Genomic DNA, 16,024 nt, shown 5'->3' with positions numbered 1-16,024 from the left:
AATCACTCCTTCATTGAACCACGAAATTGTGCCGGCCTTACTCCCGCAAGATACAGACACACCACGTAAATGAATAATACCCCAAAAACATGGGTGAATAAGGTACCTAGCCTCAATAAGGGCGGTTTTGCCAGCCACTGACTGACGTCACCCGCCATAAACCATAGATAAACAGCAATGACACCATTGGCAAAAAGCAGCTGAGCTATAAACTTAGGCCACCCCTTCAAGGGAGTAAAGAATCGCCGGCGTCTTAACAGGATCAACAATAAACCGCAATTTAAATACCCTGCCAAGGTCGAGGCCAGGGCTAAGCCGGCATGGGCCAGAGGCCAAATCAGCACCGCACACAACAGGCTGTTCACCACCATAGCGATGGCGCCAACTTTAACCGGTGTCTTGATATTCTGTCGGGCATAAAACCCGGACGCTAAGACTTTAATCATCATAAAGGCAGGCACGCCGGAACCCAGAGCAATCAAACTTTTTTGTGTCTGCAGCACGTCAACTGCTGAAAATTTGCCATACGCAAAGCAGCAGGCAATCATTGGCATGGAAAACAGCGCGAGCCCGATGCCCGACGGCAACCCAATCAGCAAAATGCTGCGCAGGCCCCAATCCAGGGCACGCGAGTATTTTTCAAGGCTCTGTTCAGCATGTTTTCGCGACAAATGCGGCAAGATGACTGTCGCGATGGCAACGCCAAAGACCCCCAAAGGAAAATCAGTGAGCCTGTCCGTGTAGTACAACCAGGACACACTGCCGACCTGAAGAAAGGAGGCAAAGATGGAATCAATCATTAAATTAAGCTGGGCAATGGACACCCCGAACAAGGCAGGAACCATTAGCTTCAAAACCCGCCTGACGCCTTCATCACCAAAGAACAGGCGCGGTTTAACCAACAACTGGCGTTGGTAAAGAAACGGAATTTGAAACAGGAATTGCGCAACACCGGCCAATAAAACACCCCAGGCCAGGGCGACAACAGGCGGATCGGTGTACGGGGTTAAATAAACAGCCGCCAGAATCATGAACACATTCAGCAGCACCGGTGTAAACGCCGGCACGCCAAAATAACCGTAGGTGTTCAATACCGCACCGGCCATGGCTGTCAATGAAATCAGCATTAAATAGGGAAAGGTCAGACGCAGCATTTCGGTGGCAAGCAGCGTCCTGGTACTGCCTTCGCCAAATCCCGGTGCGAAAATGAAAATAATGACGGGGGCCGCGATGACGCCAATGGCGGTGATTAACGAGAGCACGAGGCTCAGATGCCCGGTGATGCGGGCAATAAACAGCCGCACATCATGGACAGGCCGGGTCTGCTGGTATTCTGCCAGTACCGGCACAAACGCCTGAGCGAAAGCGCCTTCGGCAAAGAGGCGGCGCATGAAATTGGGAATACGAAAAGCCACGTAAAACGCATCCATTCCCGCCTGTGCTCCAAAAAAATAGGCAAGCAGCATGTCGCGGGCAAATCCCATCAGACGCGACATCAGCGTCATTAAGGAAACAAGCGATGTGGAGCGCAATAAACTTTGTCGTTTGGGAATCATGGTTTCTGTCGCTGACATAGTGTAAAATGGGTTTTTGACCTGCGACTATGATATACCCGATGAGGGGGAATTGCTTTCTTTTACGCAAGATTTTCTCATTTTCCCCTGTATCCAACCGTCTGTACGAGCTGTTAGGTCATTGCCTCGGTTTTTTTGTTTTGCTAACAGGCTGAAAAACCATGGTTTTTGTTTGCTAGTCTGCCAGAATATATTGACAAATTCTAAGGCATTGTGCATGATTAGCTTCTTTTGTGACATCTAAAAATGAGTGGAGATTTGTAAGTGGCAAATATTAAATCAGCGATCAAACGTGCTCGCCAAAACGAAAAGTTACGCAAGCATAACGCCAGCGCGCGTTCCATGTACCGTACTTTCATCAAAAATGTTCTGAAAGCTGTGGAAGCGGGTGATAAAGAAGCTGCACGTGCTGCTTACGCGAAAGCCCAGCCTATCATTGATAAGGCCGCCAGCAAAGGCTTGATCCATAAAAACAAAGCATCCCGAATTAAAAGCCGCCTCAGCGCACGCGTCAAAGCCCTGGCTGCTTAATCCCGGTGTTTCCGTCGCTCTAAGTCCGTAAACATCCGAACCGGCTTCTCCGGTTCGGACCCTAAACCCTAAAGTCAAAAATTTCATCTTGTGGCCTTAAAAAAACGTCTCTGAATGGTATTATTTCTATCCAAGGTTTGAGAGCTGCCCTCTCCCCAACCTCGCATCTAGAGAATAGTCTCGAGCGCTTTTGATCAATATAAAACCCACATGCCTCTTTACTTTCAATTTATGCAATTCGAATGCTTCTAAATTATCCCCAGTGAATAGAATGAAGATGAACGTATGCAATCCAAATTCGATGGGTTTAATAAATTACCCGATGAAACTAAAATTGACACCGCTCACCATTTATCAATCGGTGATTTAGCAATGAGTCTAAAAAACCATCAAAGCAAATCCTTGCATAACCCGTATGCTGCTCTTCTCACCCCCACCCTCAAGTAACGGATTGACATCCATTTAACATGCTTTGCGCAGGAGGACCATCAATCAATAACAATACTGTTGCAACGTACACCCGCCATAGTTCGTACAGACCTGGTAGGTTTTACAGGTGCGGATAATGCCTGGGTTGTACCAGTAATTGTTATAATAATTTCCTTGTTTATAGCGCCAGTGATTGTTGTACTGTTTCTGGTGGTATTTTTTGTAGTAATGATAATTAGGGCCACGGTAGATATTACCGCGATAATAGGGATTGTATTGGTTGTTATTATTGTAATAACCAAAATTTCCCCGGTTATACCCCTGATTTTGCCAGGCGGAACTGGCTGTACTGACCATCAGCCCTCCCAGCAGAACCAGTGCCTGCCAGGACATGTGTTTAATCCATGTATTCATAACGCTACCTCATGCGGCTTAAGCCGCAGGTTACTCCACCCTGTCGGATTGGCGGCAGCAGACCCCTGCGAAGGCATTGTAAAGCCATGCAATAATGACACCGCCGATAAAGAGATCAATGAATCCAATCACAGCCCCAATCAGGCTGCCGATTACGGTGGGTTCAAAACCGGGATAAAGAAGCCCCATTGACGCAACAAAAGGTCTGCCATAGGCATAATAAGTGGCAATTAATCCCATAATTAGAATGGAAATTCCCCAAAAGATGCCAAGCGCCAAACCCAGAGCGACTGGACTCAACTGTGCATTGTTCATCCTCATCTCCCCTGTAATCACCCTACTATTAATTATAGTTGATTACTCCTGACCAGGTTCCGCTACTCAGGGGATGGCGAATCTCTCAGCCAGAGGCAGCAGCTTAGGCCGTTGTGGATTAACTGGGGTAAGCTGCTCCTGGATCAGCGCGTATACTCTAGCCGATACGCCGGCTTGCAGGGGCGTGCTCATCCTGAACATCCAGCGTCTTGTCAAATGGCGATGGTTTAATCGAATGAGTCCGGCAGTAATCCATGATTTCTGCCTTCGTGCCCATCTTGTAATGATTGTCGCCGTCCGAAAAGGCATAGTTGTCAGAATGGGCTTCCTTAAAGAGAAAGGCATACCCAAGATTAGCCTGAGAATGAAAGAAAACATTCGCCCGTGAATGATCCTCAAAGCACAAATTATTATTTTTAATGTTTTCCTTGCCGTACTTGCGCTCAAAGTTTGCAGCTATCGCAGCAAATGACCGGTCGCTTTCCGATTGAATCTCAAACGAAGCAAGCCCTGGTTTATACATCTTTTGCAACGTTTCTACCGCAGGAAGTTCCTGCATACCTTCTTCATCCATCAATCGGGTTTGAAGCTTTTCAAAGGCTAATTGTTCCTTTAAATTCAGTTTCTGCTGCTGAGCTTTTAGTATTAACGCGGCCTCTTGCTCACTAATAATCTTTTTTAACTTATCCAGTGTGTCAGACATGATAACCTCGGTCATAAAATCAAAAGTATACCCATACACTGTCAATTCGAATTGCATTACGGATTAAATTTACTCTGTTTTAACACATTGCCCGGCTTAAAGCGCTCTGATCCCCTTTTCAGGGTTTGCGGGCCGATTCGTTATAAGCAGCCTTTGCCTTCATGCTGCTCACAGGATAACGTTGATTCCCCGCCGTTCATGTTCAAGCAGCCATTTTTTCTTGGCAATGCCTCCGCCATAACCGCCGAGTTCGCCATTGCTGTTAATGACGCGGTGGCAGGGAATAACGATGGCGAGTTGATTCGCGCCATTGGCATTAGCGACCGCACGGCAGGCGAAGGGTTTGCTCAAGGCTTGAGCCACCTGGGTGTAGGAACGGGTCTGGCCGGAGGGTATCTGGCGCAAGACGTCCCAGACCTGCTGTTGAAAGGGGGAGCCCATGAGGCACAACGGCGTGGTGAATTCGGTCAATGTCCCGGCAAAGTAAGCCTGCAACTCCCGATCAATCTGGTCGATCGGCGGTGCACTGCCGGGTACAATCGCTGCGCTCGCTTTCTGACGCAGGCGTTCAATTTCCCGTTCAAGACCTCGGCGTTCGATAAATTCCAGCAGATAAAGCTGGGTATCACTGGCAACCGCCATCATCGGGCCTAAGGGGGTATCCAGCAGTGCGGTTTTCAACAGGACGAAATGGCCTTTTTTGGATGGCGCCGCCCCCATGATTCGTGCGAACGCATCGCGAAACCCGCTGCCGGATTCATAGCCTGTGGCGAGTTGTGCTTCGATAACGGACTCGCCTTCCCTGATTTTTTTAACCGCAAGCCCCATGCGGCGTGCGCGTGCATACTCCACAAACGTCATGCCAAAGCGCTTTTTAAACTGCCGCCTTGCTTTGACCGCATCAGTCGACAGGGCTTGGAAATCGCCATTCTGCCAACGCTTTTCAGGATTCGCCTCGACCGCAGCCACTAAGTGTTGCACCACCTCGGAGACCTGATTGGGGTGCGACAGGGGACGGCAGCGTTTGCAGGGGCGGTAAGAAGCCAGCAAAGCCTGCTGGGCGGTCAGAAAAAACTCACAATGCTCGTATTTGGGTTTTCTTGCAGGGCAGGTGGGACGGCAAAAAATGCCTGTGGTGGTCACGCCCACATAAAAGACGCCCTCATAGTGCGGATTATGATCCAACAGCGCCTGGTAATAATGTTTTTTGATGGTTTCGGTCAACATGGCGGCCTCAATTCACTCCTCTACTCGTCAATAACAGTGTAGTGAATAATGACAATGACGCCGCCGAAAAGTGAACATTGAATTTTTTAGGTGCAATGCTCAAGCCCTGTGTCAGGACGGCACAATCTGGGTGTTCTCTGAATCCTCCTGATTCGAACTGGCATCCACACGGGGAGCTTCCGAGGTGAGCATTCGCCGATCAATCCACCCATTGCCGCGCATTGCACGCCAAAAACCAAACATGGGGTTGGCATAAAACGAAATGCCAAGCGCAGGGTCGGTCGGCGTTCGCCAATGGGCCAATTGATCCTGAAGTCTCATACGGCTAGTCATGCCACCCAGTTTCAGTTCAGCCGACGACAAGGCTCCTTTTATCTTTTCTTTGTAGTGGGCGACTTCGGATTGCAGTTGATGGCAGTCATCCGCCCTTCCCTCTTGTGCCGATTCAATCAGTTCATTAAGCCCATCGTCTAAGATTTTAAGGCTGTCGATGGACGGATGACGGCAGCTGGAACGGCCAAACAGGGCTTTTCCTGTCGCAATCACCACCGTTTGCCAGTGATCGTACATCACGTACTTAAAAACGCTGGTATTGGGATAACGGTGATACAGGGTTTGCAGTTCATTTTGCAGCAGGATCAGAATATCAATAAAATCCCTCTGACAATCCTGATGATGCTTTTCATATAAATACAGGGCAATAGCCGCCTCATGGTCAGCCACCGCAAAATCAGCCCGTGCTTTGGAGAGGCGTTGGTGGTAATCGGCAATAATATCCACATTCTCAGGCGCTTTATTAAGCTCCAGATCCATGTTGCCAGCCAGCAGGGCAAAGTAACTTAAATCCTCTAAATCGATTAATTGCGGAACGGTTGTGAGAATTTCTTCCGCACGAAGCAACAGTTCGTACAGATTAATCAGGCGGCAATATTGCTCATAGAACGCATCCCCGTTCACCCCATACTGACGTCTCACTACCGGTGGTCGGGCCTCGATGGTCTCCTCCTCGCCATAAACCTGATGGGCTTCGGAATCGTTTGCCACCAGCGGCAGGCCATTGTGGCGCGTGGCATTCAGTAAGGATTCTCGCGTGCGGCATTTAAAACAATCCCGCCATTTTGTTTTTTCTTCAAGGGGTATCGGTTGCTGCATCAACCAATCAGAAGCGGCTTTTCTGAAAGCCTGTTGAGCAGTTTGTATTTGTTCCTTTATTTGCAATAGTGATAAAACCATAATAATACTGCGCGTCCTTTTGTTAAAGTGCGCGCAGTTTACCTATCGCTTGGACATATTTCAACCAAAAATACTGATCTCGTTTTGCTGATTCAATTGTTCATAGGCCCGTTTGGCAGGAATGTAGTGCGGAAATTGACTCATTAAACGATTAAGAATCATACGCGATAAGGTTTCATCCCCGCGGTTCCACTCGCTTAAGGCATCGAGGTACATCAAATCAGCGGTTTGCCCTGCCAGAACCGGCGCGTGGTTTAAAATAACAGGCTCAATGAAACTGACGCGGGTCGCCTGCTGCGCGTCAAGCCATTGCAGCATTTTTTGGGCCTGCTGGCTGCCATTATTGCTGGCTTCTTTAAGCAGTTGTTTCCCTCTTTCCGGCATTTTTTCACCCAGAGCCCCGTCCAGGTACAGCATGGCCAGCCGGTATTGGGCATAGGCATTGTTATTGGCCGCTAATTCTTTGTAGAGATCACCGGCATGATTGATGTCTTTCTCGACCCCTAACCCATACTGGTACATGCGGGCCAGCGCCATTTTGGCCTTGGCGTTGCCGAGATCAGACGACTGCTGATAAAACCGGACTGCATCGCCAAAATCCAGTTTGGTCGCAACCCCGGTCTCAGACAACAATCCCAGCTGGTAATTGGCATCCCTGTCGCCCAGTTCAGCGGCTTTTTTATACCAATACAGGGCTTTCTGTTCATCGCGTTTGCCCTTATCGCCGCGGAAATAGATTCCCGCCAGCTGATTCATGGCTGGACTGTACCCTTTTTCAGCAGCATGCAGATAAAGAATCTCTGCTTTGTCGTAATTGACCGGTTGGCCTTTACCGTACTCATAGACCAGACCAAGATTGAACATCCCACGGATATTGTCGCGGTTGGCGGCGTGTTGATAATTGTCGGCTGCATTCAGGTAATCATCATCCACGGTGTCGTAGACGAATCCTAAAGCCACTGCTGCCGGTGCAAAGGATTTTTTCGCTGCGGCATACCATTGTTTGGCTTTGGCATAATCCGGTTTTAAACCGCCGCGTCCCATTTGATAAAACTGCCCCAACAGGTATTGGGCCACCGGTTGCCCCTGCTCGGCCGATGCCGTATAAAGCTGTTCTGCCAATTGGGCATTGGCTTCTCCACCCAGGCCGCGGTCATAAAGATAAGCCAGTTTCAGCTGCGCGTCTTTATCCCCTTTATCGGCAAAATGTTGATAAATATCGCGCGCCTGCTTCATGTTGTCCGGATTATCGGCTTTCTCAAGGAAATAATCCGCCAGGAGCAACCCGGCTAGGCTGTTATTCTGCTGTCTCGCCTTATCCAGTTCCGGAAGAAAGGATTCACCGGCCTGTTTCTTAAGGATGGCCAGGTTCAAGTTGGCATAGGAAAAACCGGCGTTGGCTGCCTGCTGCAGCAAGGCCCGCCCTTTCTCAATGTCCTTGTTGAAACCCTGCCCTTCCACGTAATAGGTACCCAGAATGAAAGCCGTTACCGGATTTAACGACGCTTTTTGATACCAGTAGCGTGATTCGATGGGGTTCTTAGGCACGGAAATGCCGCGCTCATAGAGGATAGCCAGCAACAACGCCGCTTCCGGATTGCCGGCATCCGCCTCGCGTCTCGCCGTTTCAAAAGCCTGTTTTTGTTTGGCCGGATCAGCATCCATGGCATGGTAGAAGGCGAGCGGCAATACCGCTTCAGCGACACCCTGTTTGGCAGCGCCCTGCAATAAGCGTTTGATTAACTGATTACGGTTTTGCCTGGCCGCCACACTTAATCCGGCATTGTTTTCCTTCACCAGGTAATCCGCCAGCCGGTATTGCGCCTCGCCGAACTGATTGGATGACGCCAGATAATACATGGCCATGGCCTGTTGGTGATCCGGTTGCACCACCAGGTTGCCCTGGGGATCCTTAAACCCTTTTTCATAAATATTGGCCAGTGCGTATTGGGCATAAGGGTTGCCTTTGAAGGCGGCATCGGTCATCCAGTCGATTCCTTTCTGATAATCAACCGGGTTGGTTTGCCCTTCAAGATAAAGTATACCAAGATTGTACTCCGCCCTCACGTCCTGCTGGGACGCCGCCAGTTCGAAATAGACAACGGCCTGTTGGGGATTTTTAGCCACGGCAATGCCGTACTGATAGAGCTGGCCTATTTCATATTGGGCATCGGACTCACCCAGAATGGCCTGATCATACAATTGCGTTAACACGGACTGATAGTTGGCCTGGTGCTCCCAGCCGTGAGTCAAATGCCCCACGTAATCAAACGTGGGTATTTCTTCGGAAACAGGGTAAGGCACGACCCCCTTGGTCACGCTGAATTGTTTTGGGTGTTTAAGGGCAAAGGCTTCACTGTCTTTCAACGCCTGAATCTGGCGGTTAATGGGGTAGCGCTTGAATGACCAGTCATTGGCTTCATTGCCGCTTAACATCGGCGCCAACACATCGAAATATTCACTGATGGCAATGTCCTGAGGATTGGCCAGTTTGAATTTTGGTTTGTAGAGGGATTGGCGTGTCACCTCGTCCATTCGCGGGTATTGATTGTAGTTATTTTCCTTTAATGCCATGGGGTTTTGCCAGGCGTTGTAAATGCCGCCCAGATTGTAATTGCTGGCCGCAAAAGTGTCTGCTTTGCCATTACTTAACCATCTGGCCACCAACAGGTGTGCTGGCGTCTGTTGCTCTTTCAATCGTGTGGCGGCAGCCTGCGCCTGCCATTGCTCGGCCAACTGGCTGTCAGCTCCCACCGCTTTCCCTTCTTTATACAAGGCAGAAAGACCAGCCTGGGCATCCGCCTTGTCGTTTTGCGCGGCCCGGAGCATCCACATAAATCCCACTTTGGCATCATACAATCCGCCTTTTTCATCGAGGTATAATTGCGCCAGCGCAAACTGCGCATCCGCATTGCCTTCGGCTGCGGCTTTTTCATACCAGGTCTTCGCCAAGTCAGGGTTGTTCGCTTTTTTAGCGAGATTACCCAATGCCAGCATGGCATTTAAATCATTTTGAGCCGCAGCCCTTTGTAACAGTTCCTGTGCCTTGTTGACGTCTTTGGCAACCCCCATGCCATTGGCATACAGGTCAGCCAGTTTGACTAAGGCATTCACATTGCCGTTTTCTGCCGCCTTGTTGAGCCAGATAGCGCCTAGTTTTTTATTGCGGTGATCACGACTGCTTGAGAATTCAAGTCCCAGAGCATACTGTGCAAGCGGATTGCCTTTTTTGGCTGCGTCAATGGCGTAACGACGCGCTGCATCGGTATTCTTTGGGGTGCCGTAACCAAAAAGGTAAGCAGCCGAGCTGTAAAGTTGTGCCTGAGTGTCGCCGCCGGCGGCGGCTTTTTTAAACCAGTAAAGGGCTTTTTCCGGATTTTTTTCTTTAATCAGATAATAATGGGCCATGAGCTGCTGGGCTGGAAGAAAGCCTTTTTCAGCCGACTGCAGGAAATAACGCAGCGCAAGATTGTCATTTTTTAATTCACCAAAACCATAGAGCCGCATGCGAGCCATGTAATAATCGGCAACCGGGTCTTTACCGATCTGGGGCGTTAAATTTTTGCCGGCAACGAAGTAATTCCCCTGACGGTAGTTGAGCAAGCCTTCCTCAGCCCACAGGGCTTGACTTCCCGTTGCAGCAACCAGACAAAACCATGGCACCAGTGATTTCATGGCAGTTCCCCTCTTTTTTTATTCGTTGCAATTGGCGCTGTTTTTTTACATTGTCATTGCAGGAATGATGCCATACCTGACAACTTCTCTGACAGCCGCATTCCTTGAATTACTTTTTACCAGCCAAAAGTTCCCTTTGTTATTCAAGCCATATTTCACGGTGGTGTATTCGCAAATCCTAAGGCTTTGGCTGCAATCCACGACACGGCCATAGCGAAGCTTGGGATCATCCACTGTACAAATGAATTTCACTTCCTTTTCAGTGCTCGAAAGCGCCGCCCACTGCCGGCTATTGATGGCATGATTTAAATAAAGGCTCCTTGAGCTCTCATCATCGCGCATCTGGTAAAGGTTAATTTTCTGTGACAGGGTGTTAAAGAAAAAATACAGGGATTGCTTGGCACCGGCTGCTTCCGGCAAGAGATGCAGCGCCTTCAATTCAAACTGGTAGCCGGTATCGAGGCAGCCTGGGGGGTTCCGGTTGTCTTTATCCGCCTTTTCCTCGGCAGTCATGGACAGACCTGGGGCAGATAATCCCAGACACACTATCATTGTCGCGTATTTGGTTATTGTTTTCATTGTGCTTTCCCGCTTGTGCTATCCAAAATAGGTCTGACTGTTACTTTAGTCCCCAGAAACCCGGTTTTATCATTGGATACGTCTACAAACTCTCGATTCATCCACAAGGCATCGCGAGTGAACATGCGGACACAGCCGTGACTTGCTCTGTAGCCGGGTATGTCATCGGAACCGTGCATGGCAAATCCTTTGTGAAAATACATGCAGTAAGGCATTTTTGCCCCACCTCGGCCGATAGGGAAGACCCCGGAGCGGCATTTTTCGTTTTCCTTGCTGAAGAAATAGAAGATCCCGGTTAAGGTGCGGCAGGAGTTGTTGCTGTCTGAGCATTTGTCGCGGCCTGACGAAATGGGACCCCATTTTACCAGACGACCATCGGCGTCGTAGGCAGCCCAGGCGAGTTTGTCCTGATCCACGATGATTTGTTTATTGCCTTCCGCCTTGATTTTCAAGGGGAACGGCGCAAAATCCAGCAGGGTTTTGTTGGCCAGATTGCGGGGTACGGCAATCTCCTTGCCAGCCCAGAGGTGGTTGTAGGTGCGGTTTATGCGTTGAACGATATCGCGCTGCTGTTCATCCGGGAAGAGTTTTTCCCAGCTTTGCCCGGAGGTCACTTTAATGCATTGGTATTGAGGATACGCACATAATCCGGTCCCATAATAGGGTGCCGCGTGAGAGGATATCGCCGATAAAAACGCTACCAGAGCCATCGTTATTTTTTTCATGACGTTATTCCCCGACTGTTTATAACGTTTAAGATGCAAAAAGCGTGCTTAAATTTCAGTGTGCTTTTGTCATTACTTCGACCCTCTGTTTAAAAAGTTTAGACTAAGGATAGGTTTTTTAAAATTCCTCTATACTTAGTATAAGTGGTCCTCTGTCTAACATCCATGGGTAATACGAGTCTCATCATTGAGGAGGCAATTGCTTCTGAAGTCGGTTTAAGCAATTTTGCGTCCCGTCACGATTTATCGCACGCCATTCAATTAATGAGCGACAGTATCTTTGTGCTTGATAAAAAAAACAAAATCCTCTTTCTTAACGAAATGGCCGCTCATCATTTTTTACTTGAAGATCCAGGCCGGGTATTGGGACAAACCTTACAGAAAGCGATTGGCATGAGGCAGTTAGGACCTAAACAACTGTTTACTGAATTGGCTCATCATTGCCATGAAACGCAAAAAGGGGTGCCGCAGCAGTTTACCTGGGTTGAGGAAACCGACAATCATCGTCCTAAACTTGCGTTTAATGTCATGGTCAGCACCCTGATGGTTGACAAGGAACCCAATGTGCTGATCAAGCTGGTGGACATCACCGAGTCGAAAATGCTCGAGTGGGTTTTACGCTCCCTGGCTGAAATTTCCAACCACGGCGGCATCAACGACGTGATTGATGATGTGACCAAACTGGCTTCGGATGCCTTCAGTGCCGATCATGCCTGCGTCGATTTGATCGACAGCGACGACATTGCTCACAGTGTCAGTTACTATTATCGCGGCCTCAAACGCAAAAATGTGTCCTATGCCCTGCAGGATACCCCCTGCAAGGAAGTGAAAGAATCCAAAAGCATCCATCATTTTGACGGCGACGTGCAGGAGCGGTTTCCCAAGGACATTTTATTGCAGGAAATGAGCATCAACTCCTACATTGGCGGCCCGCTGCTCAATTCCGAAGGGGCCGTTGTTGGCTTGCTGGTGTTGTTATCGGAAAAACGAATTATCCTTAATCACCACAGCAAAACCCTGTTTCGGCTGTTAAGCGAGCGAATCTGCCTTGAAATAGAACGTCTCCTCTCTCAACGTAAACTGCAGTTTTTAGCGAGTATTCCCCAACAGGATCCCAACCCGGTATTCCGCATTCAATACGATGGCAACATTCTTTACAGCAACAGTTCCGGACGGGAAATACTGGACTACTGGTATAAAGGATCAGCGAAATTACCGTTAAAACTTCAGGACGCCTGCCTAAAAGCCAAGCAGAAGCGTGAGGTGGTGCGTATCGAAATGGAAGTCAAAGACAAAATGTATCTGTTTACCGTGGTCTGGATTCAGGATTTTGATCAGATTAATGTTTACGCAACAGACATCACTGAATTGAAAATGGCCCAGCAGAAAATGCGGGATCTGGCCAGTTATGATCCGCTGACCAACGTTGGAAACCGCCAATTTTTTGAAACCACCCTGGATCAATGGATGGAAAAAGCCAGAAAAAACAAAGAGGAACTGGCGTTACTGTTAGTCGATGTGGATAATTTTAAAACCATCAACGACACGCTGGGACATCATGTCGGCGATCAGTTGCTGAGAAACCTGGCCAAACGAATGTCCGGTTGCATCCGCAAGACGGATTTCATCGCCCGTCTCGGCGGCGATGAGTTTGTGGTGCTGCTGAAACTAACCGAACAAACTGACATCGAAAAAATAGCGAGTAAAATCAATCAAGCCCTGTCGACGCCCTTTGAAATCGGCGAATACCACCTTGAAACCGGATGCAGTATCGGCATCTGCTATTACCCGACCGGGGGCCAGACAGCCAGTGAGTTGTTGCGCAATGCCGATACGGCAATGTACCGGGCCAAGAAAAACGGCAAAAATCAATACACTGTTTTTTCCAACGCAACGTACAATGAAATCAACAGCCGACTCATTTTGCTGAAACGCGACCTTCGCCAATCCATTGCCAAAAACGAGTTTTACATTGATTATCAGCCTTTGTTTGATTTAAACACCAATGAAATTGTCAGTTACGAGGCCTTTATTCGCTGGCGCCATCCGAAAAAAGGCTTAATTTCCCCCAGCGAATTTATTCCCCTGGCTGAACAAACCGGCTGCATTCAATCCTTAGGTTATTGGACCATCCAGCAGGCTTTAAAGGATTTCACGGCCATCATCGCCCCGCTTTCCGATGCTAAAATTGCGTTGAATATTGCCTTGTCGCAACTTAATGATCAGTATTTCATTGAAAATCTCCGCGACAGCCTGCTGAAAGCCAATATCCCGGCCCGCTCGGTGATTCTTGACATTGCTGAACAGATTTCAAGCCTGCAATACCGCCATCTCGATGCGAACCTTGAAGCCCTGCGGGCAGAGGGAATCTGTTTAAGCCTGGATAACTTTGGTACGGAACACTCCAACGTGTCCCGACTGCTGGAAACGCCGTTTGATTACGTCAAGATTGATCACAGCCTGCTGCATTCCCTGGCGCTTGAACCCAAACGAAGTGCATTCATCAGCGGGTTAATTGACTTTGCCCACAAGCTGGAGCTGACCGTGATTCAAAAAGGCGTTGAAAACGCGGAGCAGAATCAACTACTGAAACAATTGGGTTGCCGTTATGCGCAGGGCTTTTATTACTGCCGTCCCCTTCCCATTGAAACATTGAAAATTTTCATTAATGATTACAATAACAACTATCAAGCTTAAGCGTGGCCTGTCCCCCGGCAAGTTTTTGCCGTCTTTGGCAAGCCTCATTAATCGTCACGAAAATGCCTAAATATGCGCAGGGCTAATTGATCATTGATTCCGGTCACTTTGGCAATTTCAGCCAGAGGGGCTTTGGCCAGTTCGCGTAAGCCGCCAAAGCGGCGCAATAAAGCCTGACGCCGTTTCGGTCCCACCCCTTCAATGGTTTCCAGCGGCGACTCCAGTCGGGCAGTCTGTCGTTTTTTACGGTGAGCGGTTATTGCAAAGCGATGTGCCTCATCGCGAATATGCTGCAGCAGATGAAGGGCGGGCGAATCCTCCGGTAACATGATTTCTTCATTACGAGCCACCAGAATAAGGCGCTCGAGGCCCGCCTTGCGATCCGGTCCTTTGGCAATACCCAGGAGAAATACCCCTTCCACGCCAAGATCAGTGAGGACTTTCTGGGCGACATTCACCTGCCCCTTGCCGCCATCAATGATTAAAATATCGGGAAAATGCTGCTCCTCCCTAAGCCGCTTAAAACGGCGGGTCAGCACCTGCTGCATGGCCGCGTAATCATCGCCCGCCGTAATGCCTGTGATATTGAAACGGCGGTAATCTTTTTTGCGGGGTCCTTCCGTGTCAAACACCACACAGGAGGCGATGGTGGCTTCGCCCTGCGTATGGCTGATATCAAAGCATTCCATGCGCGCAATGGGGGCAGGACAGCGTAAAAAGGCGGCCAGCGCCTCGTAGCGGTTTTTCATGGTCAGGCGTGACGCGTCATACTCACTGACCGCCAACCGCAGGTTATTGACGGCAAAATCCAGCCATCGTGCCTTGATGCCACGCGGGTTAATCTGAATCTGACACTCCTTGCCGCGCAACTCAGAGAGCATCAGGCGAATCGCCTCAAGTTCCGGCAGCGGCTCTGCAAGAATCAGCAACCCCGGGATGCGCTCTGGCGCATCAACGTAATAAAAGGACACAAAGGCTTCGAGAACCTGCTGCCGCAAATCACGCGGCTCCTCCTCCACCACCAGAACCCGTTGCGGTACCGAGGGAAAAAAACTTTGGCTGGCCAGCACGTGCCCGTCACGAACAGTCACGCACTGAATGCAGGCAAACCCGGGTTTGGCGTCCATGACAATCACATCCGCATCGCCGCGCAACTGCACGACCCCCTGCTGCTCCTGCACCAGGCGCAGGCTTTTAATCTGATCCCTTAACAGGGCCGCTTCTTCAAAAGCCAGACGCTTGACGGCGTCCTCCATCCGCGCCCCCATTTCCTCAAGAATAGCCTGGGACTTGCCCTGCAGAAACCGCAGGGCGTCATCGACAGCCTGTTGGTATTCCGCTTCGGAAATATAACCGGTGCAGGGGGCGGTGCAACGTTTGATTTGATATTGCAGGCAGGGACGGGAGCGGGTGCTGAAATAACTGTCGCGGCAATTGCGGATTTTAAACACTTTCTGAATGCTGTTTAAGGTTTCCCGCACAGCGGTTGCGCTGGGATAAGGCCCAAAAAAATCGCCTTTTTGGGGTTTTTTCTTGCTGCGATAGAGCTCCATGCGCGGGTAGCCATTGCTGCGGACCACATGGATGTAAGGGTAGGATTTGTCGTCGCGCAACAGGACATTGTATTTAGGGCGCAGGCTTTTAATCAGATTGCTTTCGAGCAACAGGGCTTCCGTCTCGCTGCGGGTAACACTGACTTCAATACGGGCAATCTGGCTCACCAGCGATCGGGTTTTAGCGCCGGTAGTCTGTTTGCTGAAATAGCTGCTTACCCTTTTTTTCAGATTGGAGGCCTTACCGACATACAAAATGGTGTCTTCGACATCCATCATGCGGTAAACGCCAGGCTCACTGGTCAAGTTGGCAAGCAAAGCCGTTAACTCGGGGGAAGGTAAAAACTCGTTCATAATTTAACTATAGAT

The 16,024-nt window shown here is 49.4% G+C and carries 13 protein-coding genes; 3 read left to right on the top strand and 10 right to left on the bottom strand.

The window, feature by feature from the left end; genetic code table 11:
• Positions 1–2: 2 nt before the first annotated feature.
• On the bottom strand, positions 3–1,574 hold the full coding sequence (gene murJ / locus DYE45_RS04670) for a murein biosynthesis integral membrane protein MurJ (protein ID WP_108292262.1): 1,572 nt from the start codon (positions 1,572–1,574) through the stop codon (positions 3–5).
• A 264-nt stretch (positions 1,575–1,838) separates the two neighbouring features.
• Here murJ and rpsT point away from each other — a divergent pair, with 264 nt between their 5' ends.
• Positions 1,839–2,105, top strand: a complete 267-nt coding sequence (gene rpsT / locus DYE45_RS04665) for a 30S ribosomal protein S20 (protein ID WP_058532043.1) — start codon at positions 1,839–1,841, stop codon at positions 2,103–2,105.
• Between the two features lie 285 nt (positions 2,106–2,390).
• A complete protein-coding gene (locus DYE45_RS14670; protein ID WP_160160680.1) occupies positions 2,391–2,552 on the top strand; it encodes a hypothetical protein in 162 nt (53 codons plus the stop codon).
• A 45-nt stretch (positions 2,553–2,597) separates the two neighbouring features.
• Here DYE45_RS14670 and DYE45_RS04660 read toward each other — a convergent pair whose 3' ends face one another.
• From DYE45_RS04660 to DYE45_RS04625, 8 genes are all read right to left on the bottom strand, one after another.
• Positions 2,598–2,948, bottom strand: a complete 351-nt coding sequence (locus DYE45_RS04660) for a hypothetical protein (RefSeq protein ID WP_108335292.1) — start codon at positions 2,946–2,948, stop codon at positions 2,598–2,600.
• 30 nt (positions 2,949–2,978) lie between these two features.
• Positions 2,979–3,263 carry a bacteriophage holin gene (locus DYE45_RS04655; RefSeq protein ID WP_115300532.1) on the bottom strand — a complete coding sequence of 95 codons (285 nt, stop codon included), beginning with the start codon at positions 3,261–3,263 and terminating at the stop codon, positions 2,979–2,981.
• Between the two features lie 157 nt (positions 3,264–3,420).
• The gene (locus DYE45_RS04650; protein ID WP_133138169.1) at positions 3,421–3,966 is read right to left on the bottom strand and encodes a hypothetical protein; all 546 of its coding nucleotides are present in this window, start codon (positions 3,964–3,966) and stop codon (positions 3,421–3,423) included.
• Between the two features lie 168 nt (positions 3,967–4,134).
• The gene (locus DYE45_RS04645; RefSeq protein ID WP_108292270.1) at positions 4,135–5,193 is read right to left on the bottom strand and encodes a bifunctional transcriptional activator/DNA repair enzyme AdaA; all 1,059 of its coding nucleotides are present in this window, start codon (positions 5,191–5,193) and stop codon (positions 4,135–4,137) included.
• A gap of 111 nt (positions 5,194–5,304) precedes the next feature.
• Positions 5,305–6,426: a hypothetical protein gene (locus DYE45_RS04640; protein WP_108292272.1), complete on the bottom strand. Its 1,122-nt coding sequence runs from the start codon at positions 6,424–6,426 to the stop codon at positions 5,305–5,307.
• 60 nt (positions 6,427–6,486) lie between these two features.
• Positions 6,487–10,101, bottom strand: a complete 3,615-nt coding sequence (locus DYE45_RS04635) for a tetratricopeptide repeat protein (protein ID WP_115300531.1) — start codon at positions 10,099–10,101, stop codon at positions 6,487–6,489.
• 45 nt (positions 10,102–10,146) lie between these two features.
• On the bottom strand, positions 10,147–10,680 hold the full coding sequence (locus DYE45_RS04630) for an endopeptidase IV (RefSeq protein ID WP_108292276.1): 534 nt from the start codon (positions 10,678–10,680) through the stop codon (positions 10,147–10,149).
• Positions 10,677–11,405, bottom strand: a complete 729-nt coding sequence (locus tag DYE45_RS04625) for a L,D-transpeptidase (RefSeq protein WP_108292278.1) — start codon at positions 11,403–11,405, stop codon at positions 10,677–10,679. The genes DYE45_RS04630 and DYE45_RS04625 overlap by 4 nt, the downstream gene beginning before the upstream one ends.
• A 165-nt stretch (positions 11,406–11,570) precedes the next feature.
• Here DYE45_RS04625 and DYE45_RS04620 point away from each other — a divergent pair, with 165 nt between their 5' ends.
• Positions 11,571–14,102: a bifunctional diguanylate cyclase/phosphodiesterase gene (locus tag DYE45_RS04620; RefSeq protein ID WP_120047357.1), complete on the top strand. Its 2,532-nt coding sequence runs from the start codon at positions 11,571–11,573 to the stop codon at positions 14,100–14,102.
• A 47-nt stretch (positions 14,103–14,149) separates the two neighbouring features.
• Here DYE45_RS04620 and uvrC read toward each other — a convergent pair whose 3' ends face one another.
• Positions 14,150–16,009, bottom strand: a complete 1,860-nt coding sequence (gene uvrC / locus DYE45_RS04615; protein ID WP_115300530.1) for an excinuclease ABC subunit UvrC — start codon at positions 16,007–16,009, stop codon at positions 14,150–14,152.
• Positions 16,010–16,024: the final 15 nt, after the last annotated feature.

Source organism: Legionella taurinensis (genome assembly GCF_900452865.1).
Lineage (GTDB): Bacteria > Pseudomonadota > Gammaproteobacteria > Legionellales > Legionellaceae > Legionella_C > Legionella_C taurinensis.
The sequence above is the reverse complement of the archived record's forward strand: the minus strand, read 5'-3'. Positions and strand labels throughout refer to the sequence as shown.

Excerpts from the sequence above, each read along its gene's own strand:
- murJ (WP_108292262.1), bottom strand. The coding sequence starts at position 1,574 with ATGTCAGCGACAGAAACCATGATTCCCAAACGACAAAGTTTATTGCGC.
- DYE45_RS04645 (WP_108292270.1), bottom strand. The coding sequence starts at position 5,193 with ATGTTGACCGAAACCATCAAAAAACATTATTACCAGGCGCTGTTGGAT.
- DYE45_RS04660 (WP_108335292.1), bottom strand. The coding sequence starts at position 2,948 with ATGAATACATGGATTAAACACATGTCCTGGCAGGCACTGGTTCTGCTG.
- DYE45_RS14670 (WP_160160680.1), top strand. The coding sequence starts at position 2,391 with ATGCAATCCAAATTCGATGGGTTTAATAAATTACCCGATGAAACTAAA.
- DYE45_RS04640 (WP_108292272.1), bottom strand. The coding sequence starts at position 6,426 with ATGGTTTTATCACTATTGCAAATAAAGGAACAAATACAAACTGCTCAA.
- DYE45_RS04620 (WP_120047357.1), top strand. The coding sequence starts at position 11,571 with ATGGGTAATACGAGTCTCATCATTGAGGAGGCAATTGCTTCTGAAGTC.
- DYE45_RS04625 (WP_108292278.1), bottom strand. The coding sequence starts at position 11,405 with ATGAAAAAAATAACGATGGCTCTGGTAGCGTTTTTATCGGCGATATCC.
- DYE45_RS04630 (WP_108292276.1), bottom strand. The coding sequence starts at position 10,680 with ATGAAAACAATAACCAAATACGCGACAATGATAGTGTGTCTGGGATTA.
- DYE45_RS04635 (WP_115300531.1), bottom strand. The coding sequence starts at position 10,101 with ATGAAATCACTGGTGCCATGGTTTTGTCTGGTTGCTGCAACGGGAAGT.
- DYE45_RS04650 (WP_133138169.1), bottom strand. The coding sequence starts at position 3,966 with ATGTCTGACACACTGGATAAGTTAAAAAAGATTATTAGTGAGCAAGAG.
- DYE45_RS04655 (WP_115300532.1), bottom strand. The coding sequence starts at position 3,263 with ATGAACAATGCACAGTTGAGTCCAGTCGCTCTGGGTTTGGCGCTTGGC.
- uvrC (WP_115300530.1), bottom strand. The coding sequence starts at position 16,009 with ATGAACGAGTTTTTACCTTCCCCCGAGTTAACGGCTTTGCTTGCCAAC.